We start from the raw sequence: 24,155 nt of genomic DNA, 5'->3' as shown, positions 1-24,155 counted from the left end.
GGCTGCCGGCGCCGGTAAAGTTGGACGCTGTCCACCTTTCCCGTCGAAAGCAGCCATGTCCTCACGCGCCCTGTCCGCCGCCGTCCTCGTCCTCCCCGTCGCGCTCCTCGCGGCCTGCGCTCCCGCGGCGCCCGGCGACGGCGCGGCGTCGCCATCCGCCGGCGGAACGCTCGTCTACGCGACCGGCGATGCGGAGCCCACCTGCCTCGACCCGCACGTGGGCGGCAACTACCCGCAGGCCCTGCTCAGCTCGCAGTACCTCGAGCCGCTCTTCGGCCGCGACGCCGACGGCACGATGCGACCCTGGCTCGCGACGGACTGGGAGACGTCGGAGGACGGACTGACCTGGGACATCACGCTGCGCGACGACGTCTCGTTCACCGACGGAACGCCCTTCGACGCCGAGGCGGTCAAGGCCAACATCGAGCACCTGCAGGACCCGGACACGGCGTCCTCGACGGGCTACCTGGCCGTCGAGCAGATCGAGCAGATCGAGGTCGTCGACGACACGCACGTGCGCTTCCGCCTCTCGACGCCGAAGTCCGCCCTCCTCGAGGCCCTGAGCCAGCCCTGGACGGCCATGGAGTCGCCGGCGGGCCTCGCACGCGGGCAGGAGGAGAACTGCCTCGCCCCGATCGGGACCGGCCCCTTCGTCGTGCAGGAGTGGACCCCTCAGCAGAGCGTCACGCTCACGCGCAACGAGGACTACGTCGCGTCGAACCCGCATGCCGACCACGACGGGCCCGCGCACCTCGACGGCATCGAGTGGCGCTTCATCCCCGACGCCGCCACGCGCCAGGCCGCACTCGCCTCGGGCGAGGTCGACGTCATCGACAACCCGCTGCCCGCCGACATCGTCGCGGCCCAGCAACAGGGCATCGAGCACATCGACGCGCCCCGCCCCGCCTCGTCCAACCGCATCGAGCTGAACACGGCCCAGCCCCCGTTCGACGACGTGCGCGTGCGCGAGGCCTTCATCCGCGCCGCCGACCCCACCCCCGGCATCGAGTCGCTGTTCCTCGGCACGGCCGAGCGGTCGTACTCGCCGCTGTCGAGCGTCGAGCCGCTCGCCTACTCCGACGAGGAGCTCTTCGCGACCGATCCCGACGCGGCAGCGGCGCTCCTCGACGAGGCGGGCTGGACCGATGCCGCCGACGACGGGACGCGGATGAAGGACGGGGCGCGCCTCACCGTGCGGTTCCCCGTCTCGACCGACCAGTCGACCGCGGCAGAGCAGTCGCTCTTCGAGCAGATCCAGGCCAACGCCGCGGCGGTCGGATTCGACGTCGTGCTCGACCCGGTCGACCTCTCCACCTGGTACGGCGCGCTCGGCGCGCACGAGTACGAGGCCGTGAGCGCGCCCTACACGATCGTCGGACCGGACGTGCTGCGCATCCTCTACCACTCGTCCGGAACGGTCCCCGCGCCGTCGGGGTACTTCGCGAACCACGCGATGCTCCAGGTGCCCGAGCTCGATGCGGCTCTCGACGCCGCGGCGTCGACGCTCGACCCCGACGAGCGCGCCGAGCGCTACACCGAGGCGCAGCGCATCGTGCTCGAGAGCTTCGCGATCCTGCCCCTCTACGACCAGCAGAACCACTTCCTCGTGGGCGGCGCGACGGGCGTCACGACCCTCGGCACGGTGGCGACGCCCACGTTCGTGAACGCGCGCCTGGCCGACTGAGCCGGATGGCCGCCCTGCGCTGGATCGCCGCGCGCCTCGCGCGCGCGGCGCTCGTGGTCTGGATCGTCGCGACGGTCGTCTTCTTCGCGCTGCGCGCGACGGGCGACCCGCTCGAGGCGATCCTGGGCGGCCCCGGATCCCAGGCCGGGCCCGAGGCGGTCGCCGCCGCGGAGCGCGCGTACGGGCTCGACCAGCCGCTCGTCGTGCAGTACGCCGTGCAGCTCGCGCGGGTCGCGACGCTGCAGCTCGGCGACTCCTATGCGCGCCGCCAGAGCGTGGCCGAGCTCATCGGGCAGCAGCTGCCCTCGACGCTGCTCCTGGCCGTGCTCGCCCTCGGTCTCGCGTGGGTGCTGGCCGTCGCCGGCGCGATCGTCGCCACGTCGGCCCGCGGCCGTGCGGGCCGCGTCGTCGGCGCCGCGCTCCGCGGCGTCGAGGTGACCGCGACGGTCATGCCGCAGTTCTGGCTGGGCGCGGTGCTCATCCTCGTCTTCGCGTCGACGCTCGGCGCCCTCCCCGCCACGAGCGCCGGCAGCTCGCCCGCCGAGCTCGTGCTCCCGGTCGTGACGCTCGCGATCCCGATCGCCGGCTTCCTCGCCCAGGTCTCCCGCGATGCGCTGCTCGAGGCCGATCGCGCCCCGTTCGCGACCACGGCGCGGGCTCGGGGCGCCGGCGAGCCGCGCGTGCTCCTGCGCCACACCCTGCCGCACGCCGCGCTGCCCGCGATCGCGCTGTCGGGATGGGCCTTCGGCAACCTCCTGAGCGGAGCGGTCGTCGTCGAGGTGCTGTTCGCGCGCCCGGGTCTCGGCCGACTGCTCCAGGAGGCCGCGCTCGCGCGGGACGTGCCCGTCGTGATCGGCGCCGTCTCGATCGTCGCGCTCCTCTACGTCGCGGTCGTCGTCCTCTCCGACGCGGCCGAGCTGCTCGTCGACCCGCGCCTGCGCGGTCCGCGGCCGGGTGCCGTCCGCATGCCCGACGTGGCGGTGGGCTCGTGAGGTCGCGCCTCGGCTGGTCGGGAGCGGCCGCGCTCGCGTGCCTCGCCCTCCTCGGCGTGGCGATCATCGCGCCGTCCGTGCTCGCGCCGCAGGATCCGCTCGCGATCGACCCGGCATCCGCGTTCCGCCCGCCTTCCCCCGGCCATCCGCTCGGCACGGACGAGTCGGGGCGCGATGTGCTCGTCCGCATCGTCCACGGAGCGGCGGCGTCGGCGGGCATCGGCGTCTGGGCGACCGCGCTCGGCATCGGCCTCGGCGTCGCGATCGGGTTCGCCGCCGGCCTCGGTCCGCGCTGGCTCGAGGCGGCCCTCGGGCGCGTGGTCGAGGTGCTGTTCGCCCTGCCCACGCTCGTCATGGCGCTCCTCCTCGTCGCGGTGCTCGGCCCCGGCACCCAGAGCTCGGTCCTCGCGATCGGGCTCGCGACCGCTCCGGGCTATGCGCGGATCCTCCGCTCGCGGGTGCGCGGCGTCGCGCGCAGCGACTACGTCGCCTACGCGCGCCTCGAGGGGACCCCTCCCCTGCGCGCCTTCACGCGCCATATCGCACCCAACACGCTCTGGCCCCTCGTCGCGACGGCGACCCTCGGCATCGGGCAGGCCATCGTGTGGGTGTCGGCCCTCAGCTTCCTCGGGCTGGGCACGCCGCCGCCGTCGCCCGAATGGGGCGCCATGCTCGATGCGGGCCGTGTCTACATCTCGTACGCCCCGTGGCTGACGATCTTCCCCGGCCTCGCGATCGTCGCCACCGCCACGGCGCTCACGGTCGTCGGCCGCCGACTGGGAGGGGCCGGCCGATGAGCGTGCTCGACGTCGCCGATCTGCGCGTGCGCCTGCGCGGGGCGGGCGAGGTGCTGAAGGGGGTCGACCTGGCGCTCGACGCGGGCGAGTGCCTCGCCGTCGTCGGGGAGTCGGGCGCTGGCAAGTCCGTGCTCGCGCGGACGCTGCTCGGCCTCATCCAGACGACGCCCGGCGCCGCGGTCACGGCATCGCGTCTCGCGTTCGCGGGGCGGGACGTGCGGCGGCTCGGCGGGCGCGGATGGCGCCGGCTGCGGGGCGCGGACATCGCACTCGTCCTGCAGGACGCGCTGCAGTCGCTCGACCCCCTGCGCACGATCGAGGACGAGGTCGGCGAGGCGCTCGCGGTGCGCCGCGTGCCGCGGCCCGAGCGCCGGCGCCGCGTGATCGCCGCCCTCGAGAGCGCGGGGCTGCCCGATGCCGCTGGCCGGCTCCGGCAGCGTCCCGGTGAGCTCTCGGGCGGCATGCGCCAGCGCGCGCTCATCGCGTCCGCCATCGTGGGCGGCGCGCGCGTCATCGTCGCCGACGAGCCGACGACGGCGCTCGACGCGACCACCGCGGTCCGCGTGCTGGATCTGCTCGCGCGCCTGCGGGACGAGGGGGCGGCTCTCCTCCTCATCAGCCACGACCTCGGCGCGGTCGCGCGTGTCGCGGACCGCGTCGCGGTCCTCGACGCCGGACGCATCGTGGAGGCCGGCGCGGCCGAGACCGTCCTCGCCGCGCCGACACACGCGGTCACGCGCGCGCTGCTCGCGGCGCGTCCTCGCGGGCCGCGGCCCGCGCCATCCGCCCCTGCCGGCCCCGTGCTGCTGCGGGGCGAGGGCCTCGTCCGGCGGTATCGCGGGCCATCCGGCGCGCCCACGGCGGCCGTAGACGGCGTGGACGTCGTCGTGCGCCGCGGCGAGACGCTCGGCGTCGTCGGCGAGTCGGGCTCGGGCAAGTCGACGCTCGCGCGCCTCCTCATCGGAGCGGAGGCGCCCGATGCGGGTCGGCGGGTGCTCGCCGCCCCGGCGCCGCGCGTGCGCCTCGTCCCGCAGGATCCGCTGGCCTCGTTCGACCCGCGCCACGACGTCGCGCGCATCCTGCGGCACTCTCATCGGGATGGCGCACCCGCGCCCGCGCAGCTGCTCGCGCGGGTCGGCCTCGACGCGTCGATCCTCGCGCGGCGCCCGGCGGAGCTGTCCGGAGGGCAGCGCCAGCGCGTCGCCATCGCCCGGGCTCTCGCGGGCCGTCCCGACGTGCTCGTCTGCGACGAGCCGGTCTCGGCGCTCGACGTCACGACGCAGGCCGGCATCCTCCGGCTGCTCGACGGCCTCCAGCGCGACGAGGGCCTCGGCATCGTGTTCATCTCGCACGACCTCGCGGTCGTGCGCCTCGTCAGCGACCGCGTCGCCGTGATGCAGGACGGGCGGATCGTCGAGACGGGCGCCACCGAGGACGTCTACGCCTCGCCGGCGCACCCCTTCACGCGCGAGCTCATCGCGGCATCGCGCTGAGGCGCGCTACTCGGCGCTCGTGACCGAGTGGATGCTGCCGTCGCTCGTGAGGTTCACGAGCAGCACGTCGTCGGTCGCGTCGGGGTCGAGCGCGTACTCGAGCACCGCGAACGGGTCGGATCCGCCGTGCTCGTCCGCGAGGATCGTCATGCTCATGAGATTGAGCGAGCGGATGATGTCGACCGCCGGATCGCCGGAGATGTCGACGAGGAAGTCCTCGAGGCCGTCGCCGAGCGTCTCCTGCTGCATGAGGATGTACTCGGTCACCTCGCTCGCGCGGTTGTCGACCTCGCCGAGCATGGCGATCCGGCTGCGGCGGTCGACCTCCTCGAGCGACGACACGATCGCCGCGGCGGCGTCCAGCGCCTCCTGCGACACGTCCTCCTGATCGGGCGCCGTCAGGTCGACGGACACGGTCTGGTCGCCGAGCTCGACGTTCTCCGACCAGAAGATCGAGCCGTCGGGACCGGACTCCAGCAGTCCGAAGAAGTCGTGTTCGATCGCCATGTCGCTTACTCAACCATCCGAGCCGTCAGTCGACAAGCGACGCGGCGAACACGTGCGGCGTGAAGCCCGTGAGGTCGCCGATCCCCTCGCCCTGACCGAGCAGCTTGACGGGGATGCCCGTGCGCTCCTGCACCGCGAGCACGAAGCCGCCCTTCGCCGATCCGTCGAGCTTGGTGAGGACGAGACCGGTGACCCCGGCGTGCTCGAGGAACGCCTGCGCCTGCATCACGCCGTTCTGCCCGGTCGTCGCGTCGAGCACGAGGAGCACCTCGCTGATGGGGGCCTGCTTCTCGATCACGCGCCGGATCTTCGTGAGCTCGTCCATCAGGCCGCCCTTGGTGTGCAGGCGGCCGGCGGTGTCGACGAGCACGATCTCCGTGCCCGTGCGCTTGGCGTGGTCGATCGTCTGGAAGGCGACGGACGCCGGATCCTGCCCCTCGCGCTCGGGGCGGACGATCGCTGCCCCGCCGCGCTCCGCCCACGTCGCGAGCTGGTCGACGGCGGCGGCGCGGAACGTGTCGGCCGCGCCGACCACCACCGACCGGTTGTAGCGGCGCAGGAAGTGCGCGAACTTGCCGATCGTCGTGGTCTTGCCGACGCCGTTCACGCCGACGACGAGCACGACCGCGGGGCGCTCGGTGAGCTTGAGCGTGGTGTCGAATCGCGCGAAGTGCTCCTCGAGCGTCTCCTTCAGCATCCGCTGGAGGTCCTTGGGGTCGGTCGTGCGGTACCGATCGACCTTCTCGCGGAGCTCGTCGACGATGCGCTCGGTGATCTCGGGGCCGAAGTCCGCCGTGATGAGAGCCGTCTCGAGGTCCTCCCACGTGCCCTCGTCGATCGTGGGCTTGACGAACATCCCGCGCAGCGCGCGCCCGAGTGACCACTTCTCCGCCATGCTCCCAGCCTAGTTCGCGGCGCGCGGGCGGCCGACCGTCAGCGGCGGGTCGACGCGGTGACCGTGAAGCGGGTGCTGCGGCCGACCTGGCGCGTGGGGCCGACGATGCGCTCGAGCGCTGGCCGGTACGCGAGGTGCGAGTTCCACACGCACCAGAGCTCGCCGCCCGGCCGCAGCACGCGCGCGGCGTCGGCGAAGAGGCGCGGTGCGATCGCGTCGGTCACGGCGGCTCCGGAGTGGAACGGCGGGTTGAGGATGACGAGGTCGGCCGAGGCGTCTGCACGCGAGCCGAGGCCGTCGTCCTGCACGACCGCGATGCGGTCGGCGCCGTTCGCGGCCGCGGTCGCGCGGGCGGACGCGACCGCGGCCGCCGACTGGTCGCTCGCGACGACCGCGGCATCGGGATGCGCGAGCGCGTACGCGGTCGCGAGCACGCCCGTCCCGCAGCCGAGGTCGATCGCGTCCCGGACGGCGGGCATGTCGGGGAGGAAGCCGAGCAGGAACCGCGTGCCGATGTCCACGGAGGCCCCCGCGAAGGCCGCGCCGTGCGCGCACACCGTGATGCCGACGTCGTCGTGGCGGACGCAGCGCGGCCAGCCGCCCGATCGCCGCGGATCGGGGCCGGCCGCGTGCAGGACGCGGCTCTTGCTCGCCGCCCTGCTCGCCCTCACCTCGCGGAAGTGCCGCGCGAGCACGTCGTTCATGCCGAGCGTCATGTGCTTGATGCGCCCTCCCGCGACGACGCGCACGTCGGGCGCGGCGTGCGCCGCGATGAACCCCGCGATCTCGTCGAGGGCGTCCAGGGCGCGCGGCAGCTGCACGAGGACGACCCGCGCGTCGCGCACGAGGTCGGCGTCGAGCGCGTGCATCGCGAGGGGTGCGAGGTCGATGTCGAGCGCCCGGGCGTTGCGCTCGAGCGCGCGGCGGCCCGTGATCGCGTCCTGGTGCAGGCGGATGGCCCTGGTCGGGTGCGCGCGCAGCAGCGGGAGCGACAGCCCGCCGTATCGGTCGCCGATGACGACGACGGGCGCGTCGCCCGCGTCGGCCTCGGACAGGATGAGGCGATCGCTCGCGTCTGCAGCGACGAGGTCGTGCGCCTCGACGTCGGGGGCGCGGCGCAGCCGCGGTGCGATCGCGTCGAACGCCTCGAGCGCGTTCACGAGGCCACGCGATCGCCGACGCGCTGGCCGACGACCGCCGAGACGCCGTCCTGGCGCATCGACACGCCGTAGAGCGCGTCGGCGATCTCCATGGTGCGCTTCTGGTGCGTGATGACGAGCAGCTGGCTCGAGGCGCGCAGCTGCTCGAAGACGCCGAGCAGCCGGCCCAGATTCGCGTCGTCGAGCGCGGCCTCGACTTCGTCGAGGATGTAGAACGGGCTGGGGCGCGCCTTGAAGATCGCGGTGAGGAGCGCGACGGCCGCGAGCGACCGCTCGCCGCCCGACAGCAGGGACAGCCGCTCGATCTTCTTCCCCACGGGCCGCACGGTGACCTCGATGCCGGTCGTGAGCATGTCGTCGGGGTTCGTGAGCGAGATGCTGCCGGTGCCGCCGGGGAAGAGGATCGGGAACACCTCCTGGAACGCCGCTCGGGTGTCCTCGAAGGCCGCGGCGAAGATCGTCTGCATGCGCTCGTCGAGATCGGCGATGATCGTCATGAGGTCCTTGCGGGTCTGGACGAGATCGTCGAGCTGCTCGGTGAGGAAGCGGTGCCGCTGCTCGAGTGCGGCGAACTCCTCGAGCGCGAGCGGATTGACGCGCCCCAGCTGCGAGAGCTTCCGCTCGGCCTCACGGAGGCGGCGCTCCTGCATGCGCCGGTCGTAGGGGATGGTCGAGGGCGCGTCGTCGGCGTCGTCTCCCGTCGCGGCGCCGAGATCCCCGATGTCGCGCGGCACGGGCTGGTCGGGGCCGTACTCCGCGACGAGGATCTCCTCGGAGAGGCCGAGCTCGCTCGCGACGCGCTCGAGGAGGCTCGTGAGGTGGAGCTTCTTCTCGTGGATCTGGAGCTCGATGCCGTGCACGCTCTCGGTGAGTCCCGAGAGCCGCTCGCGCAGGCGCCCCTCCTGCTGGCGCAGGTCGCGCAGCTCGGCCGTGACGGCCGAGCGGGCGCTCTCGGCCTCGGCGAGGGCGAGGCGGGCCTCGGCCGCTGAGCGGTCCACGGAGTCGAGCACCCGCGGGAGCTCGGCGGTCACGCCCTCCGCGACCTCGCGCTGGGCGCGCCGGATGACCGCTCGGCGCGCGGCCTGCTCGGCGGCCGCCTGCTCGCGCTCGCGCTGCCGCTCGAGCTCGACGGCTCGCGCCTCCGCCGCGCGCACCCGCTCGCGGAGGGTCTCCACCTCGAGGCGAGCGGCCATCTCGCGCTCGCGCGCGGCCTCCACCGCGGCGAGCAGGCCGTCCCGCGCCGAGGCGTCGAGGATGGGGCGGGGCTCCTCGAGGGCGCGCTCGAGCTCCGCGGCAGCGGCTGCGGCCTTCGCCTCGGCGTCGGACACGGCCCCGGCCGCCTGCGCGAGACCCGCCTCGAGGCGCTCGCACTCCGCGATCGCGGCCTCGTGGCGGACGGTCACCCGGTTCACGTGCTCGGCGTGCTGAGCGAGCTGGGCGTCGTGCTCGCGGAGCTCCTGGAGCCGCTCGCGCGTCGCGCGCCGCGCCGCCTGGAGGCGCTCCGCCGCCTCCTCGCGTCGCGGTCCGAGGTCGTCGAGCGTGCGCTGCACCTCGGCGAGTCGTTCGGACGCGGCGTCGCGCTCCGCCTGGAGCTCGAGGCGCGAGCGGCTGCCGCCGGAGCCGGCGCGCAGGGTGCGCGCCGTGCACACCTCGCCGGCGCGTGTCACGACCGTGGTGCCGAGGTCATCCGAGCCTGCGGTCGCGAGCACCTCCCGCGCCGCGTCGAGGTCATCGACGATGACGACGCGGGCGAGCAGGCCGAGGACGCCGTCCGGCGCCGTCACGACCGCGTGCGCGGGCGTCGCGCCCCGCGGCGCGGCGACGGGGTCGCCGGCTCGGCCGCCCGCGATCACGATGTCCACGACGCCGACGTCGACCGCGTCGCGCGCGGCCTGGAAGGCGGCGTCCTCGTCGTCGACGAGCATGCCCTCCGCGAGCGGTCCGAGCACAGCGGCGACGGCGGCCTCGTACCCGCCCGCGACGTGCACGCTCTCGCCGACGAGCCCGCGCACGCCGGCGCCGCCGCGGGCGATCAGCTCGGCGGCCCCGCCCTGCACGTCGAGCGCGCTGCCCAGCGCCGACACCTTCGCCGTGAGCGCGTCCGCCTCGCGCTCTGCCGCACGATGCGCCTCGCGGAGCTCCTCCACGGCGGCCTCCGCCTCGGCCGCCTCGCGCTGCGCGTCCTCGTAGCGCGCCTGCAGGTCGGCTGCGGTGCCCTCGGCGACGGCGATGTCCTCGAGCGCCTCGAACGCTTCCGCCGCCTCGCGCCGGCGCTGCTCCGCCGCGTCGAGCGCGTTCTGCTGCCGCAGCACGCCGCCGCGCACCGCCGCGAGGGTCTGCTGCGCCGCTTCGGCGGCTCCCCGCAGCGTCGTGATCCGCATGTCGTGCGCCGACACGAGCGCGCTCTGCTCGGCGATCTCGACGTCGAGCGCATCCAGCTCGGCCCGCGCGGCGGCGACCTGGCGGGTGGCCTCCTGCGCCGCGTCCTGTGCGGCGCCGACGCCGTCGGCGATCTCCACGATCTCGGCGCGGGCGTCGTCGATGTCGCCGCGGCTCACCGTGACCTTCGCGTCCGCGTCGTCGTCCCGCTCGCCCAGGAGCGCGAGACGCTGGTTCGCGAGGGTGTAGAGGCCGCGCAGACGCTCCTGCACCTGCTCGAGGCCGAAGAGGATGCGACGCGCCTCATCCACCGCCTCGGCGTTCTGCTCCCGCTCGAGCGCGGCGATCCGGGCCTTCGCGGCGTCGGCCTGCTCCTGCAGCGCGAGGCGCTCGGTGTGGCGCTCGTGCTCGTCCCTGGCGTGATCGGCGAGCGCGTGCCGCAGCTGCACGACGTCGTCGGCGTACAGGCGCGCCTTCGCGTCGCGCACGACCGCCGCGATCGTCTGCGCCTCTCGGGCGATCTCGGCCTGGCGGCCGAGCGGCTTGAGCTGTCGGCGGATCTCCCCCGCGAGATCGCTCAGACGCGTGAGGTTCTGCTCCATGGCCTCGAGCTTGCGGACCGTCTTCTCCTTGCGGCGACGGTGCTTGAGGATGCCGGCCGCCTCCTCAACGAAGCCGCGGCGCTCCTCCGGCGAGGCCTGGAGCACGGTGTCGAGGCGTCCCTGTCCCACGATCACGTGCATCTCGCGGCCGAGTCCGGAGTCGCTCAGGAGCTCCTGGACGTCGAGGAGCCGACAGGACTCGCCGTTGATCGCGTACTCGCTCTGGCCGCTGCGGAACAGCGTGCGGCTGATCGTGACCTCGCTGTACTCGATCGGGAGCGCCCCGTCCGAGTTGTCGATCGTGAGCTGCACCTCGGCGCGGCCGAGAGGGCCGCGGGTCGCGGTGCCCGCGAAGATGACGTCCTCCATCTTGCCGCCGCGGAGGGTCTTGGCGCCCTGCTCGCCCATCACCCAGGCGAGCGCGTCCACGACGTTCGACTTCCCGGAGCCGTTGGGCCCGACGATCGCCGTGACCCCCGGCTCGAGCGCGAACGTCGTGGGCTGAGCGAACGACTTGAAGCCCTTGAGCGTGAGGCTCTTCAAGTGCATCCGCGCGGCTCCCTTCCCTGTCGTCGCCCTGGAAAATCAGGTCTCACGGTACCGGACGGCCCCTGTGCGGGACGCGATGCGCTGCGGCTCGGCGCGACGAATCCTGGGAATCCGCTTGACGCGGCCCGCGCCGTCTGCGTAACGTGTGTGATCGCACGATCACCTCTGGGCGCTCTGCCCAGCGAACCGGCACGAGAGGAGGAAGCCGACATGGATATCACAACGAACCCAGGTGCAGCGCGCATCGCGCTCTCGGCTTCCGTCCCCGTCGGCTTCGCTCGACGTCAGGTCGCAGGGATCGTCGCAGGCGGACTCCGCCGCGCAGGCCGACTCTCCTAGCGAGAGGTCTGCCCTGAGCCCGCACGCGCGGCTCATCCGTCCCTGAGACCAGGCGACAGCCGTCTCTCCGCGCCGCCTCCGGCGTCCGCCTCCGAGCGCCACCCGGGCCGCTTCCCGCCCCGCGCTCCGCACCCGTCCCCGGCATCGCCCGGGGTCGTCTCCCCGTTCCCATCCGGAACATCTCTCTCCCACGAAGGAATCACCGTGAACACGATTCACCTGTCCCCGTCCGCCCATCCCCCGCAACCGAGCGGCATGCCGCGCGCGCTCTCGGCCATCCCCGAGCGCACCCCGCGCGCCTCGGCAGCTGACCGGATCGCGATGCGCATCGGCCTGTGGCTGCTCCTGTGGAGCACCCGCCCGTCCGAGACGCCCGAGCAGACGCGCGCGCGGTACGAGCGTCAGCGCCTGGCGGCCGCCGCGCGCGCCGAGCACGAGGCGCAGATCCAGCGGATCACCCTCGTGTACGGCCTGGGCGGCATGCGATGAGCGCCCGCACGACCGCTGCGCACCCGGCGCCCCGCGGAGCCTCCCACTCCGCGGGGCGCCGGCCCGCGGCCCGCTCGGCGGGTCGCCCCTCGATCGCGTTCGCGCCGATGCACCTTCCCGCATCGGTCGAGTCGCCCGACGCGGGCGAGTTCCTGGCGTTCACGGGCGCCGCGAACGCGATGTGGCGCAGCGACTCGAGCACCGATCTGTTCCGCGAGGACCCGGCGGAGTGGCTCGTCGGCCTCCGCGAGACGACCTACGTCGACAAGTCCGGCATCGTCGCGCGACGCGGCGAGGAGATCGTCGGCTTCGCGGGGCTCGCGTGCCCGCGCGCTGCGAAGCGCACCGCGCACGTCGACATCGTGATCCACCCCGATCGCAGAGACGACGACGAGGCCGACGCCCTGCTCGCCGAGATCGAGCGCCGCGCGCGCGAGCGCGGGCGCACGTCGCTGCGGGCCTTCGCGTTCGCATCCGCCGACGCGGGCGGAGACCGGCTCCCCTCTCCCACCGGATCCGGATCCCTCCCGCGCGATGCATGGCAGACGCGCTTCCTCGTGCGCAACGGCTACGCGCTCGGCCAGGTCGAGCGGGCGAGCGTGTTCGACCTGCAGGGCTCGTTCGAGGCCGTCGACCGGCTTCTCGAGGCCGCGGTCGCGAAGGCGGGCCCCGACTACCGGGTGGCGTGGTGGCAGACGCCGACGCCCGAGGAGCACATCGAGGGCTACGCGGCCGCCATCTCCCGGCTGGACGGGGACGCCCCGAGCGGAGAGCTGCCCGTGGAGGCCGACCCCTGGGACGCGCAGCGCGTCCGCGATCGGGAGGATCTCAAGCGCCGCGCCGGGCAGACGATGGCCGTGACGGTCGTCATCCACGAGCCGACGGGGCAGGTCGCGGCGTACAACGAGCTCGTGATCGGCGCCGATCGGACCGCCCCCACCGAGAACTACGGGACGCTCGTCATGCCCGAGCACCGCGGTCGCCGGCTCGGCACGATCGTCAAGTGCGTCGGCCTGCGCCGCTGGAGCGAGCTCGTCCCGACCTCCCCCGTCGTCCGGACGTTCAATGCCGAGGAGAACCGCTACATGCTCGACGTGAACGAGGCCGTGGGCTTTCGCCCCGCCGCGTACACGGGCGAGTGGACCAAGGAGCTGACATGACGCTGCGCATCGACCGCCTGACCGCACCCGAGAGCCTCGACGCACCGGACGCGGCTGACTTCCTCGAGTTCGTCCGCCTCGGCAACGCCGCGTGGCGGCGCGACTCCGGCACCGACCTCCACGACGACGACCCGGCCGACGTGCTGAGCCGCTGGCAGGAGCAGACCTACCACGTGATCACGCCGCTCGTCGCGCGCGAGGGCGACCGCATCGTCGCTGCGGGCGCGCTCGACGCCGAGCGCTCGAAGCAGCGCACCGCCGAGATCGACGTCGAGGTCGCCGACGGGCACGACGCGGCAGGGGACGCGCTCCTCTCGGCGCTCGAGGAGATCGCGGCGGCGCAGGGGCGCTCCGTCCTCCAGGGGTGGACCATCCACCGTGCCGGCGTCGACGGGGAGCAGCTCGTCCCGCCGACGGGTGCCGGCGCCATCCCCGCCGAGGACGCGTCCGCGCAGCGCATGCTGCGCGCGGGATTCGCGCTCAGCCAGGTCGAGCGCAACAGCGTCTTCGATCTGCAGGGGCCCTACGATGCGGTCGATCGCCTGCTCGAGGCGGCGCTCGAGAAGGCCGGGCCGGAGTACCGGGTGGTGTGGTGGACCGGCCCGACCCCCGACGAGCACGCCGAGGGCTACGCCCGCGCCATCGCGCGGATGAGCACCGACGTGCCCGCGGGCGAGATGGTCACCGAGGAGTCGGCGTGGGACGCCGAGCGGGTCCGGGTGCGCGATGCGCGCCTCGCAGCGGCCGGGCAGCTTCTGGGCGTCACGCTCGTCGTGCATGCGCCCACGGGCGAGGTCGCGGCGTTCAACGAGCTGCAGATCGGCGCCGACCGCACCCGGCCGACCTCCCAGTGGGGAACGCTCGTCATGCCCGAGCACCGCGGGCGTCGCCTCGGCGCCATCGTGAAGTGCGTGGGGCTGCGGCGCTGGCACGAGGCCGTTCCGGAGTCGCCGTGCGTGTCGACGTTCAACGCGGAGGAGAACCGGTTCATGCTCGACGTCAACGAGGCGGTCGGGTTCCGTCCGGCGTCCTACGCGGCGGCCTGGGAGAAGACGCTCTCGTGACGCGGATGGCCCGGGTGCGCGCCCGGGCCATCCGCTCGCGGGTAGCGTGGTCAGGTGCGCTACACGGTCATCGGAGGCGGCGTCGGCTGCGCCCGCTTCGTGAAGGGTCTCCGCGAGCACGTCCGGCGGACAGGCGGCGACGACCGGATCGACGTCGTCGTCAACACGGCCGACGACTGGTGGGTGTCGGGGCTGCGGATCTCCCCCGATCACGACAGCCTGCTCTACGCGCTCGCCGGCGTGAACGACGCCGAGCGCGGCTGGGGCCGCGCCGGCGAGACCGAGCGCGTGGCCGCGGAGCTCGCCGCGTGGGGCGCCGCTCCCGAGTGGTTCACGCTGGGCGATCTCGACCTCGGCACCCACATCGCGCGGACGGCCTGGCTGCGCGAGGGCGCGAGCGTGTCCGAGGTCTTCCAGCGGCTCGCGCAGCGCTGGGATCTCGGCGTGCGACTTCATCCCGCGACCGACAGCGAGATCGACACGCACGTGCGCACGGAGGATGGCCGCCGGATGCACTTCCAGGAGTGGTGGGTCCGGCACCGCGCCGGCCTCCCGGCGGTCGGGTTCGAGCAGGCCGGGATCGCCGCGGCGGTGCCGACCGCGGGAGCGCTCGAGGCGATCGCGGAGGCGGATGCCATCCTCCTCGCGCCGTCGAACCCGGTCGTGTCGATCGGCCCCGTGCTCGCGGTCCCCGGGATGCGCGACGCGGTGCGCGCGGCGCGAGCTCCCGTCGTCGGGGTGTCCGGGATCATCGCGGGCGCCGTCGTGCGCGGCATGGCCGATGCCTGCCTCGCGGCGATCGGGGTCGACACGTCGGCCGGGGCGGTCGCTCGTCACTACGGCCCGCGCACCGACGGAGGCCTGCTCGACGGCTGGCTCGTCGACACATCCGACGCCGCTGAGGTCGCGCCGCTCGAGCGTGCGGGGATCGCCGCGCGAGCCGTGCCCCTGTGGCTGCGCGACGCCGACTCGTCGGCGCAGGTCGCCGCGGACGCCCTCGCGCTCGCGGCGGCGGTCGACCGCTGAGTCAGTGGACGCGCCGCGGCCGCACGCCGAGCTCGAGGGCCTCCGTGCCGAGGCGGAGAGCCTGCGCCGACGGCTTGTTGAGCAGCTGCGAGATCGCCGACGGCGACACCCCCTCGATGCGGGCGATCTCCTTCTGCGGGTACCCGCACCACTGCAGGAAGACGGCACGGCGTCCGCGCGGCGAGATGTCGGCGATGAGGCTGTCGCGCGCGACGAGGTAGGCGTTGATCGGCCCCTCCATCGCGCGATCATGCGCAGACGAGTCGGGGTCGACGAGGAACCACGAGCGCACCGCGGACAGCTGCGACCGCTCGATCTCGTGCGCCCGGTTGACGGCGTCGCGTGCCGCCCACCATCCTGGGCCGTCCTGGATGCGGTCGGCGAGCTTCGACTCGACCGTGACGATGCCCCCGAGCCCGATGCCGAACCGGCAGCCGACGTTGTCGGGCAGCGCGAGCTGCAGGTAGAGCGTCGACAGCAGGGCGTCGTCGATCGTGCGGAAGGCGGCCTGGAACTCGTCTCCCACGGTCGGGTACCACTTCTGCAGGGCCCAGGGGTATGTTCGATCCACCTCGACGGCCGCGTTCTCGATCTCGCGCTGCACGGCGTCTCTCGACGTCGATGCGCGCGAGGAGATGATGTCCGCGATCACTGCCACCGCCATCCGTGAAGCATATCACTGAACCAGAGCCACAATTAAGCGAATTTGCTTAATTCTGCGAGGTGTTCAGCGATATGCTTCACCGGTCAGCGTAGCCGCTAGAAGGTCCCGCCGTTCACGGATCGCGCCATCTCGAGCAGCTCGAACACGTCGACGTGGGTGCCGACGATCCCCTCGTCATGCAGGTGCGAGTTGTCCGGCAGGACGACGACTCCGCTCGCAAGGAGGTGGATCTGCTCTGCCGGATCCGGCAGATGGCGCAGCCCAGACACGATGAGGCGGGTGACGTTCGCCCGGTCTCGGCCCTCGTAGGAGTATCCCCAGGCACGCGTCCCGATGACCTCCGACGGATCGGGTCGCTCGGCGAACGTGCGCTCGTACAGCTCGATGTGCGGGTGCTTGTTCGGCCCGTCCACCAGATGGATGTGCCCGACCACCCAACGGCCGCGCAGCCTGATCGCGAGGAGGTCCCCGCCGCGGGTGAACGTGATGGTCTCCCGTGTGGTCGGCTTCCGAGTGAGCGGGACCGGCGAGGAACGCAGCAGCGCGATCATGTCGTCCGTGCGGTGCAGGAAGTCATCCCCCAGCCACACGGCGTCGTTCAGCGCGTGGATCCCGTCGATCGCCAGCTCAGTGAGCTCGTGATCGCCCAGCCCCACTTCGTGCAATGAGGTGGCGATGGCGATCGCGGCCTTGTAGGCGTTCATCCGATCGCTCTCAGGTGCGCACGGCTGGCGGGCCGCGTCGAGCGCGAAGTGCCAGCGCTCCTTGACGGCCGGCACGACGTCTGCGTGCTGAGCGCCCTCCAGCCCCTGGCGCCTCGCAGCGAAGAAGCTCTTCTGCGCCAGGATCCGAACCTCGTCCCGCGCCGTCGGCGCGACCGCGCCCGCCGCGAGCCTGTCGAGGATCTGCTGATGACGCACGAGGCCAGCATAGGCCCGCCGTTCTGAGGCCGCCGGGATCGTCGATCGCCCGCACAAGACTGCTAGCGTTTCCGCTGGCACCTCGGGCAGTAGTGACTCGAGCGGTTCATGAACGCCTCGCGGCGGATCGCTCCGCCGCAGCGCGGGCAGGGCTGGCCATGCCGCCCGTAGGCGTTGAGGCTGTGCGCGAAGTAGCCGGCCTGCCCGTTGACGTTCACGTACTGCGCATCGAAGCTCGTGCCGCCCTCCGCGAGGGCCTTCTGCAGCACCGCGCGGATCTCGACGAGCAGCGTGCGGACGGCCCGCGTCGAGAGCGCCGACGCGGGCGTCTCCGGATGGATGCGCGCGGCCCAGAGCGCCTCGTCCGCGTAGATGTTGCCGATGCCGCTCACGACCGTCTGATCGAGCAGCACGCGCTTGATCGCCGACGCGCGGCGGCCGAGCCCTCGCGCGAACGCGGCGTCGTCGAACGCGGGATCCAGCGGATCGCGCGCGATGTGCGCGGCCTGCGATGCCACGAGGGGCGCATCGCTCCCCCATCCGCCCGGCGCGCCATCCGCCGTCGGCACGAGCGCGTCGACGGCGAGCGACCCGAACGTCCGCTGATCCGCGAACACGACGGCGAGCTCGCCGTGAGCCGGATGGTCGATCGCGAGCCGCACGCGCTCGTGGCGCTCGCGCGGGGCGCCGGGTGCGCGCAGGAGCAGCTGCCCGCTCATGCCGAGGTGCCCGATGAGCGCCTCCGCCGGCTCGATCGCCGCCGACTCGAGCAGAAGCCAGAGGAACTTGCCGCGACGCACGGCGGCCGTCACGGCGCGTCCGCTCAGGCGCGCGGTGAAGTCGTCGTGGGAGCCCACGTGCCGGGTGAGTGCACGGCCGTCGAGCACCTCGACTCCCGCGATGGTCGATCCCACCACGGCGGGCTCGAGGCCCGCTCGCACGACCTCGACCTCGGGGAGCTCAGGCACCGACGGTCCGCGCGCTGAGCGCGTGCCAGGCCGTGAGAGCCGCGGCCATCTCGGCCTGCTTCTTGCTCGTGCCCTCGCCGGTCGACGCGTGATCGCCGACCTCGACCGTGGCGGTGAAGCGACGGTCGTGGTCGGGGCCGCGGGATACGACCGAGTACGACGGCGCTCCCAGGCCGAGGCGCGCGGCGAGCTCCTGAAGGCTCGTCTTCGGGTCGATCGCCGCGCCGTAGCGCTCGGGGTTCTCCAGGAGCGGCTCGATGAGCCGCAGCACGAGGGCCGACGCCTCCTCGGGCCCTGCCGACAGGTACGCGGCGCCGAACACGGCTTCGGTCGCATCGGCGAGGATCGAGTCCTTGTCGCGGCCGCCCGTCTGCTCCTCGCCGCGGCCGAGACGGAGATGCTCGCCGAGGCCGATGCCGCGCGCGACCTCCGCGAGGGCGACGGTCGAGACGACGCTGGCACGGCGCTTCGCGAGCGCGCCCTCGTCGAGGTCGGGGAACCGGCGATACAGCATGGTGGTGACGGCCAGCCCGAGCACCGAGTCGCCGAGGAACTCGAGTCGCTCGTTATGCGGGATGCCGCCGTGCTCGTACGCGTACGAGCGGTGTGTCATGGCCAAAGCGAGAAGCTCGGCGTCGATCTCGACGCCGAGCTTCTCGGAGAGTGGCCGCATGCGCGCCACGGAGTCGTATCCGCCGCTCAGGCGTCGGCGACCTTGCGGCCCTTGTACTCGAGGAACAGCTCGGTGCCCTGCGAGTCGGTGACGACCTTGGCCTGGTGCGGGCGGCTGTAGACGACCTTGCCGTTCTCCACCGTCTTGACGAGGGCCGGAGCCTCCGCCTTCCACTGCGCGCGACGCGAGCGGGTGTTCGAACGGGAGACCTTCCGCTTCGGGGGGTTACCTGCCATGACTAGCTCTCTTCTGTGCTCGGGGCGGCGGAGTCCGCCGATCCATTCTGGTCTGTGAGTTCTCGGAGCGCGGCCCACCGAGGATCGACAGGCGCCTGCTGCGCGGTGCCGGGGCTCTGCGTCAGCCGCTCGCCCGTGACCGGGTCGAGGCCGGGGCAATCCGGCTGACACACCGGCTGAAACGGAAGCGACAAGACGACCGCATCCCTGACCAGAGTTTCAAGATCCACGTGGTCGTCTTGAACCTCGAAGTCAGCAGTTTCCTCACCAGGATACTCGAAAAGCTCCTGGAACTCGACTTCGAGCGGTTCGGCGATGTCGCGAAGGCATCGACCGCACACCCCCTCGAACTCCGTGTCGAGCTCCCCCGACACGAGGATGCCCTCGTGCACGGATTCGAGACGGACGTCGAGCTCGAGCTCCTTCCCCTCCGGGATCGAGACGATCCCCTCGCCCCACTGCTCGGGTGCGGGGATGGTCAGCGTGTGCTCGCGCATCTCGCCCGGCTTGCGGACGATGTCGCGGACGGGCAGCACGAAGGGCCCGGTTTTACGCGTTCTCACGGGGATCAATCGTAGTCGCGCCCGGGACGACGAGGGCCGTGGCGCGCGCAGGGACGCGAGGTCAGAAGTCCTTCGAGGTCGCGCTGCGGAGGTAGCGGGCGACCGCCGCCGGCACGTAGGGCGAGACGTCCCCGCCCAGGCCGGCCACCTGGCGCACGAGCGAGCTCGACACGACCGAGTGGGCGGGATCGGCGAGGAGGAACACCGTCTCGACGCCGGCGAGGTGGTTGTTGACGACCGCCATGGGCGTCTCGTACGCGACGTCGCCCTGCGAGCGGATGCCCTTCACGAGCACGCCGGCGCCCACCTCCTGCGCGTAGTCGACGAGCAGGCCCACGCTCCACGATCCGACGATGACCTTGCCGGGGATCTGCGCCTCCTCGACCGACTGCTCGAGGAGCTGCAGCCGCAGCGCGATCGGCAGCATCCCTTCCTTGTCGGGGTTGTGCACGACCAGCACGTGGAGCTCGTCGTAGAGCGAGGCGGCACGCCGGATGACGTCCAGGTGACCGAGGGTGGGCGGGTCGAAGGACCCCGGGACGACGGCGATCCGGTTACTCATGCGATCCAGCCTAGCCAGGAGCCCCATCCGCGCCCGGGCAGCGCCGCGCCCGCGACACGCCGCGCGGGGTGCATGCTCAGCTCTTGCTCAGGGCCGCGCGCTCCTCCTGCGTGACCCGGCGCGCCAGGGCGTCGGCGAGTCCGGGATGCCGGGCGAGGTCGGGGTCCGCCGCGAGGACGCGGTCGGCTTCCTCCCGCGCCAGGGCGATGAGCGCCTGGTCCTTGACCACGCGGAGCAGCCGAAGCGATGAGCGCACGCCCGACTGCGCCTCTCCGAGCACGTCGCCCTCGCCGCGCAGCTCGAGATCGACCTCCGCGAGCGCGAACCCGTCGAGCGTCGCCGCGACCGCCTCGACGCGCTCGCGCGCCGGCGTTCCCTCTGTCGCCTCCGTCACGAGCAGGCAGAGTCCGGGCACTCCCCCGCGTCCGACGCGTCCGCGCAGCTGGTGGAGCTGAGAGACGCCGAAGCGGTCGGCATCGAGGATGACCATGGTCGACGCGTTCGGGACGTCGACGCCGACCTCGATCACGGTCGTCGCGATGAGCACGTCGACGCGGGCGGCCGCGAACTCCTGCATGATGCGGTCCTTCTCCTCGCCCGGCATGCGGCCGTGCAGCGTCGCGAGCCTGAGCCGCCCGACCGCGGGGTGCCGCCCGAGCATCTCGGCGACCTGCGCGACGCCCCAGCGCGGGCCGGAGCCGCCCTCCTCCGCGGCGGCCTCCGGGGCATCGTCCTCGGCGGCGGCCTTGCCCTTCGCCGCGACGTCGATCGCGGGGCACACGACGAAGACCTGGTGCCCCTTCTCGACCTCCTCGGCGACGCGCTCCCAGACCCGGTCGAACCAGCGCGGGCGCTCGGCGACCGGAGCGACGAAGGTCTCGATGCCGGCGCGGCCCGCGGGCATCGTGCGGATGGTCGACACGTCGAGGTCGCCGAAGACCGTCATCGCGACGGTGCGCGGGATGGGCGTGGCGGTGAGGACGAGGGCGTGCGGACTCGTTCCCTTCGCGCGCAGGGTCTCCCGCTGCTCGACGCCGAACCGGTGCTGCTCGTCGACGACGACGAGCCCGAGGTCGGCGAACGTCGTGCCCTCGCTGAGCAGGGCGTGCGTGCCGACGACGATGCGCGACTGACCCGACGCCACGCGGAGCGCGGCCTTCCGTCGCGCCGCCGCCGGCATCTGGCCGGTGAGGAGCGTGGGCATGACCTCGGGAGCCAGCTGCGGCCCGAGCATGCGCGTGATGGAGCGCAGATGCTGGCCGGCGAGCACCTCGGTCGGCGCGATCAGCGCCGCCTGGCCGCCGGACTCGGCCACCTGCAGCATGGCGCGCAGCGCGACGAGCGTCTTGCCCGACCCCACCTCGCCCTGCACGAGCCGGTTCATCGGCCATCCGGCGACGAGGTCGGCCGCGATCCGCTCGCCGGTCTCGCGCTGGTCGTCGGTCAGCGCGAACGGCAGCGCCGCGTCGAAGCGCTCGAGCAGGCCGCCCGGCTGCGCCTCGCGGCGCGTGGCTGCGAGAGCCCTGACGTCACGGCGCTGCTGAGCGAGCGCCGTCTGGAGCACGAGCGCCTCGTGCCACCGCAGCGCCTTGCGCGCGCTGTAGGCGTGCCCCTCGTTCGCGGGCCGGTGCACGCCGTCGAGCGCGTCGCGCGCGCCCATGAGCCCCTCCCGCTCCCGCAGGTCGTCGGGGAGCGGCTCGGGCACGTCGCCGAGGCGGGTCAGACACTGCTCGACGAGCTTCTGGATGGCCCAGCTCGTGAGCGCGGAGGTCGCGGGATACACGGGGATGAGCCGGCCGGCGAACTCCTGCGCGCGCGCATCGGCATCGCCCTCGTCGTCGAAGAGCTCGTACGCGGGATGCGAGAACTGACGCTCGCGACGGTACTCCCCGACCTTGCCCGAGAAGACGCCGCGCCGCCCTGGCCGGAGCTCGCGCTCGCGCCAGTCCTGGTTGAAGAACGTGAGCGACATCTCGCCCTGGCCGTCGCCGATGATCACCTCGAGGAGGCGCCCGCCGCGGCTGCGCATGGGACGCGACTGCACGCGCCGCACCTCGGCGACGATCGTGACCGTCTCACCGAGCGGGAGGTCGCGGATGGGCGTGAGCTCGCCCCTGCTCATGTAGCGGCGCGGGTAGTGCGCGAGCAGGTCACCCACGGTCGCCATCCCGAACGCCCGCGAGAGCAGGCCGGCGGACTTCGCGCCGACGGCCTCCGTGAGCGAGGAGTCGAGCGAGAGCGGCATGCGTCGAGTCTAGAAGGGCCCCCGGACGCGGACGCCGCGCCCGCCGAGGATATCGTGGCAGGGTGACGAGGATCATCGCGGGCCGCGCGGGCGGCGCCCGGCTCGACGTGCCGCGCTCGGGCACCCGCCCCACGAGCGACCGCGTGCGCGAGTCGCTGTTCGGCGCGCTCGAGGACACGGGCCTCATCGAGGGCGCCGCGGTCGTCGATCTGTACGCGGGATCGGGAGCGCTCGGTCTCGAGTGCGCGAGCCGCGGCGCCGCGTCGGTCGACCTCGTCGAGCGGTCCCGGCCGGCGGCCGAGATCGTGAAGCGGAACGTCGAGGTCGTGCGGCGCGCGATGGGGTCGAGCGCGCCCCGCGTGCGCGTCCACCCCGTCGCGGTGCGCGCCTTCCTCCGCGGCACGGCGCCCGGCATCGACATCGCGTTCCTCGACCCGCCCTACGACCTGCCGCCGCGCGACCTCGACGACGACCTCGCGCTGCTCGCGCCGCTGCTCGCGCCGGGCGCGCTCGTGATCGTCGAGCGTGCGACGCGCTCCGGTTCCCCCGACTGGGCCGCCGCCGGCCTCTCCGCGTGGCGCGAGAAGGCGTACGGCGACACGACCCTGTGGTGGGGCGAGCCGCTCAGCGCCTGAGCGTCGTCAGCCTGCGGCCGCATCCCAATCGCGGTACGGATCCCAGCCGCCCGCGCCGAGGTACGGCACGCCGTCCACGTGGACCGATGCCTCGTCGCGCGGCATGACGCGTCCGATCGGGCGGAATCCGGGGGGCAGGGCGCCTGCCGGGAAGGTCGCCAGCAGCGCGTGGTCCTCCCCGCCCTCGAGCGCGATCCGCGGGTCGTCCCCCAGGTCGGCGCTGTCGATCGCGATCGTGACGGCCGAGGCGTCGGCCATCCGCCGCGCGTCAAGCGCGAGGCCATCCGAGACGTCCATCATGGCGGTCGCGCCGGCGCGCGCGGCGAACGGCCCGAGGCCGATCGGCGGAGCGGGCCGCAGCTGCGCCTCGAGGACGCCCGTGTCGCCGTCCCGCAGCAGGGCGGGGTCGACGGGCACGGGTGCGCCATCGGCGTCGCGGAAGCGCGTGAAGAGCACCTGCAGGCCCCGCGCGGCTCGGCCGAGCTCCCCCGCGATCGCGACGACGTCGCCCGCGCGGGCGCCCGAGCGCAGCACGGGGGCGCGTCCCTCGAGGTCTCCGAGGGCGGTCACGGCGATCGTGAGCACGTCGCTCGCGGTGAGGTCGCCGCCCACGACCGCGCAGCCGGGCGCGAGGGCCTCGCACGCGTCGCGGAGGCCGTCGGCGAGAGCCTCCACGAACGACGCGCGGGTGTCGTTCGGCATCGCGAGTGCGACGAGGAGCGCCGTCGGCCGCGCCCCCATCGCCGCGACATCGGCGAGATTGACGGCGGCCGACTTCCAGCCGAGGTCGTAGCCGCTCGACCAGGCCAGCCGGAAGTCCGGTCCGTGGATGAGCGTGTCGGTCGTCGCGACGACCGACCCCGACGGCGCGGCGACGACGGCGGCGTCGTCGCCGGGCCCGACGAGGCTCGCGCCCGCGCGGCCCGTGCGCGCCAGGATCCGCCGGAGGATCTCGCCCTCGCTCAGCTCGCCGACCGTGGGATCCTCATGCATCCCTCCAGCGTAGGCGAACGCCCAGGACACCCGAACGTAGGCTGGTGGGGTGATCCGCCGCCTCGCCGCCGTCTCGTGCCTCGCCGCCGTCGTCGCGCTCACGGGGTGTGCGCCGACCGTGCACCTCGAGGCGGCCCCGCGCGCGAACGACCCGCTGTGCGCCGAGGTCTCCGTGCGCATGCCCGACTCGGTCTCGGGCCTCGAGCGCCGCTGGACCGACGCTCAGGCGACCGCGGCGTGGGGCGAGCCGACCGCGGTCATCCTCTCGTGCGGATACGACGCTCCCGCCCCCACCACCCAGCAGTGCGTGACGATCGACGGCGTCGACTGGATCGTCGATGAGAGCGAGCGGCCGAATCTGCGCATGACGACGTACGGCCGTGAGCCCGCGGTGCAGGTCTACGTCGACACGACCGTCGTGTCGGCCGACGCGGTGCTCGCGGGCAGCGCGCTCGGCAGCGCGGTCTCGACGCTGCCGCGCGCGGCCCAGTGCACCGACCCCGACGCCGCGCCGGAGGGCGAGGACGCCCCGACGACCGGCACGCAGCCGGAGGACTGAC

General features: G+C 73.4%; 23 protein-coding genes. 10 read left to right on the top strand and 13 right to left on the bottom strand.

Annotated elements, in window-relative coordinates; genetic code table 11:
* Nucleotides 1-55 precede the first annotated feature (55 nt).
* Genes PKE79_RS00485 through PKE79_RS00470 form a run of 4 tightly spaced genes read left to right on the top strand, consistent with a single transcriptional unit; the run spans nt 56 to nt 4,966 of the window.
* Nucleotides 56-1,684 (top strand): ABC transporter substrate-binding protein, encoded by a 1,629-nt coding sequence (locus PKE79_RS00485; protein ID WP_271171701.1) that lies wholly within the window; start codon nt 56-58, stop codon nt 1,682-1,684.
* 5 nt (nt 1,685-1,689) lie between these two features.
* Nucleotides 1,690-2,676, top strand: a complete 987-nt coding sequence (locus tag PKE79_RS00480) for an ABC transporter permease (RefSeq protein WP_271171700.1) — start codon at nt 1,690-1,692, stop codon at nt 2,674-2,676.
* A complete protein-coding gene (locus PKE79_RS00475; RefSeq protein ID WP_271171699.1) occupies nt 2,673-3,473 on the top strand; it encodes an ABC transporter permease in 801 nt (266 codons plus the stop codon). The genes PKE79_RS00480 and PKE79_RS00475 overlap by 4 nt, the downstream gene beginning before the upstream one ends.
* Nucleotides 3,470-4,966: an ATP-binding cassette domain-containing protein gene (locus PKE79_RS00470; protein ID WP_271171698.1), complete on the top strand. Its 1,497-nt coding sequence runs from the start codon at nt 3,470-3,472 to the stop codon at nt 4,964-4,966. Before PKE79_RS00475 ends, PKE79_RS00470 begins: the two co-directional genes overlap by 4 nt.
* Before the next feature lie 6 nt (nt 4,967-4,972).
* Here the strand turns inward: PKE79_RS00470 and PKE79_RS00465 are convergent, their stop codons facing one another.
* From PKE79_RS00465 to smc, 4 genes are read right to left on the bottom strand one after another with little or no spacing between them, the layout of a single operon-like run.
* Nucleotides 4,973-5,473 (bottom strand): DUF2004 domain-containing protein, encoded by a 501-nt coding sequence (locus PKE79_RS00465; protein ID WP_271171697.1) that lies wholly within the window; start codon nt 5,471-5,473, stop codon nt 4,973-4,975.
* A gap of 25 nt (nt 5,474-5,498) precedes the next feature.
* Complete coding sequence (gene ftsY / locus PKE79_RS00460; protein WP_271171696.1) at nt 5,499-6,368, bottom strand: signal recognition particle-docking protein FtsY; 870 nt, start codon at nt 6,366-6,368, stop codon at nt 5,499-5,501.
* A gap of 38 nt (nt 6,369-6,406) precedes the next feature.
* Nucleotides 6,407-7,528: a class I SAM-dependent methyltransferase gene (locus PKE79_RS00455; protein WP_271171695.1), complete on the bottom strand. Its 1,122-nt coding sequence runs from the start codon at nt 7,526-7,528 to the stop codon at nt 6,407-6,409.
* Nucleotides 7,525-11,058: a chromosome segregation protein SMC gene (gene smc / locus PKE79_RS00450; RefSeq protein WP_271171694.1), complete on the bottom strand. Its 3,534-nt coding sequence runs from the start codon at nt 11,056-11,058 to the stop codon at nt 7,525-7,527. The genes PKE79_RS00455 and smc overlap by 4 nt, the downstream gene beginning before the upstream one ends.
* A gap of 543 nt (nt 11,059-11,601) precedes the next feature.
* Between smc and PKE79_RS00445 the strand changes: the two genes are divergently transcribed.
* From PKE79_RS00445 to cofD, 4 genes are read left to right on the top strand one after another with little or no spacing between them, the layout of a single operon-like run.
* Complete coding sequence (locus PKE79_RS00445) at nt 11,602-11,886, top strand: hypothetical protein (RefSeq protein WP_271171693.1); 285 nt, start codon at nt 11,602-11,604, stop codon at nt 11,884-11,886.
* Nucleotides 11,883-13,046 carry a GNAT family N-acetyltransferase gene (locus PKE79_RS00440; RefSeq protein WP_271171692.1) on the top strand — a complete coding sequence of 388 codons (1,164 nt, stop codon included), beginning with the start codon at nt 11,883-11,885 and terminating at the stop codon, nt 13,044-13,046. Before PKE79_RS00445 ends, PKE79_RS00440 begins: the two co-directional genes overlap by 4 nt.
* Entirely contained in the window at nt 13,043-14,110 is a 1,068-nt protein-coding gene (locus PKE79_RS00435) for a GNAT family N-acetyltransferase (RefSeq protein WP_271171691.1), read from the top strand. Before PKE79_RS00440 ends, PKE79_RS00435 begins: the two co-directional genes overlap by 4 nt.
* A 54-nt stretch (nt 14,111-14,164) precedes the next feature.
* Nucleotides 14,165-15,136, top strand: coding sequence for a 2-phospho-L-lactate transferase (gene cofD / locus PKE79_RS00430; RefSeq protein WP_271171690.1), 972 nt, complete (start codon nt 14,165-14,167; stop codon nt 15,134-15,136).
* A 1-nt stretch (nt 15,137) separates the two neighbouring features.
* On the opposite strand, the gene PKE79_RS00425 is transcribed toward cofD, so the two are convergent.
* The 8 genes from PKE79_RS00425 to PKE79_RS00390 form a co-directional block, all read right to left on the bottom strand.
* Nucleotides 15,138-15,800, bottom strand: a complete 663-nt coding sequence (locus PKE79_RS00425) for a SatD family protein (protein ID WP_271171689.1) — start codon at nt 15,798-15,800, stop codon at nt 15,138-15,140.
* A gap of 95 nt (nt 15,801-15,895) precedes the next feature.
* Nucleotides 15,896-16,720, bottom strand: a complete 825-nt coding sequence (locus PKE79_RS00420; RefSeq protein WP_271171688.1) for a hypothetical protein — start codon at nt 16,718-16,720, stop codon at nt 15,896-15,898.
* 62 nt (nt 16,721-16,782) lie between these two features.
* Nucleotides 16,783-17,688 (bottom strand): bifunctional DNA-formamidopyrimidine glycosylase/DNA-(apurinic or apyrimidinic site) lyase, encoded by a 906-nt coding sequence (gene mutM / locus PKE79_RS00415; protein WP_271171687.1) that lies wholly within the window; start codon nt 17,686-17,688, stop codon nt 16,783-16,785.
* A complete protein-coding gene (gene rnc, locus PKE79_RS00410; protein ID WP_271171686.1) occupies nt 17,681-18,361 on the bottom strand; it encodes a ribonuclease III in 681 nt (226 codons plus the stop codon). The genes mutM and rnc overlap by 8 nt, the downstream gene beginning before the upstream one ends.
* A 26-nt stretch (nt 18,362-18,387) precedes the next feature.
* Entirely contained in the window at nt 18,388-18,597 is a 210-nt protein-coding gene (gene rpmF, locus PKE79_RS00405; protein WP_172989695.1) for a 50S ribosomal protein L32, read from the bottom strand.
* Nucleotides 18,598-18,599: 2 nt separating this feature from the next.
* The gene (locus PKE79_RS00400; RefSeq protein WP_271172174.1) at nt 18,600-19,094 is read right to left on the bottom strand and encodes a YceD family protein; all 495 of its coding nucleotides are present in this window, start codon (nt 19,092-19,094) and stop codon (nt 18,600-18,602) included.
* 127 nt (nt 19,095-19,221) lie between these two features.
* Nucleotides 19,222-19,722, bottom strand: a complete 501-nt coding sequence (gene coaD / locus PKE79_RS00395) for a pantetheine-phosphate adenylyltransferase (protein ID WP_271171685.1) — start codon at nt 19,720-19,722, stop codon at nt 19,222-19,224.
* Nucleotides 19,723-19,798: 76 nt separating this feature from the next.
* On the bottom strand, nt 19,799-21,967 hold the full coding sequence (locus PKE79_RS00390; protein WP_271171684.1) for an ATP-dependent DNA helicase RecG: 2,169 nt from the start codon (nt 21,965-21,967) through the stop codon (nt 19,799-19,801).
* A gap of 62 nt (nt 21,968-22,029) precedes the next feature.
* On the opposite strand from PKE79_RS00390, the gene PKE79_RS00385 reads away from it, so the two are divergent.
* Nucleotides 22,030-22,602 carry an RsmD family RNA methyltransferase gene (locus PKE79_RS00385; RefSeq protein WP_271171683.1) on the top strand — a complete coding sequence of 191 codons (573 nt, stop codon included), beginning with the start codon at nt 22,030-22,032 and terminating at the stop codon, nt 22,600-22,602.
* Between the two features lie 6 nt (nt 22,603-22,608).
* Here PKE79_RS00385 and thiL read toward each other — a convergent pair whose 3' ends face one another.
* Nucleotides 22,609-23,595 carry a thiamine-phosphate kinase gene (gene thiL, locus PKE79_RS00380; protein ID WP_271171682.1) on the bottom strand — a complete coding sequence of 329 codons (987 nt, stop codon included), beginning with the start codon at nt 23,593-23,595 and terminating at the stop codon, nt 22,609-22,611.
* A 49-nt stretch (nt 23,596-23,644) separates the two neighbouring features.
* On the opposite strand from thiL, the gene PKE79_RS00375 reads away from it, so the two are divergent.
* A complete protein-coding gene (locus tag PKE79_RS00375) occupies nt 23,645-24,154 on the top strand; it encodes a DUF3515 family protein (RefSeq protein ID WP_271171681.1) in 510 nt (169 codons plus the stop codon).
* The last annotated feature ends 1 nt before the right edge of the window (nt 24,155 follow it).

The organism is Microbacterium barkeri (genome assembly GCF_027921765.1).
Lineage (GTDB): Bacteria > Actinomycetota > Actinomycetes > Actinomycetales > Microbacteriaceae > Microbacterium > Microbacterium barkeri.
This window is presented reverse-complemented; position numbering and strand designations above follow the sequence as displayed.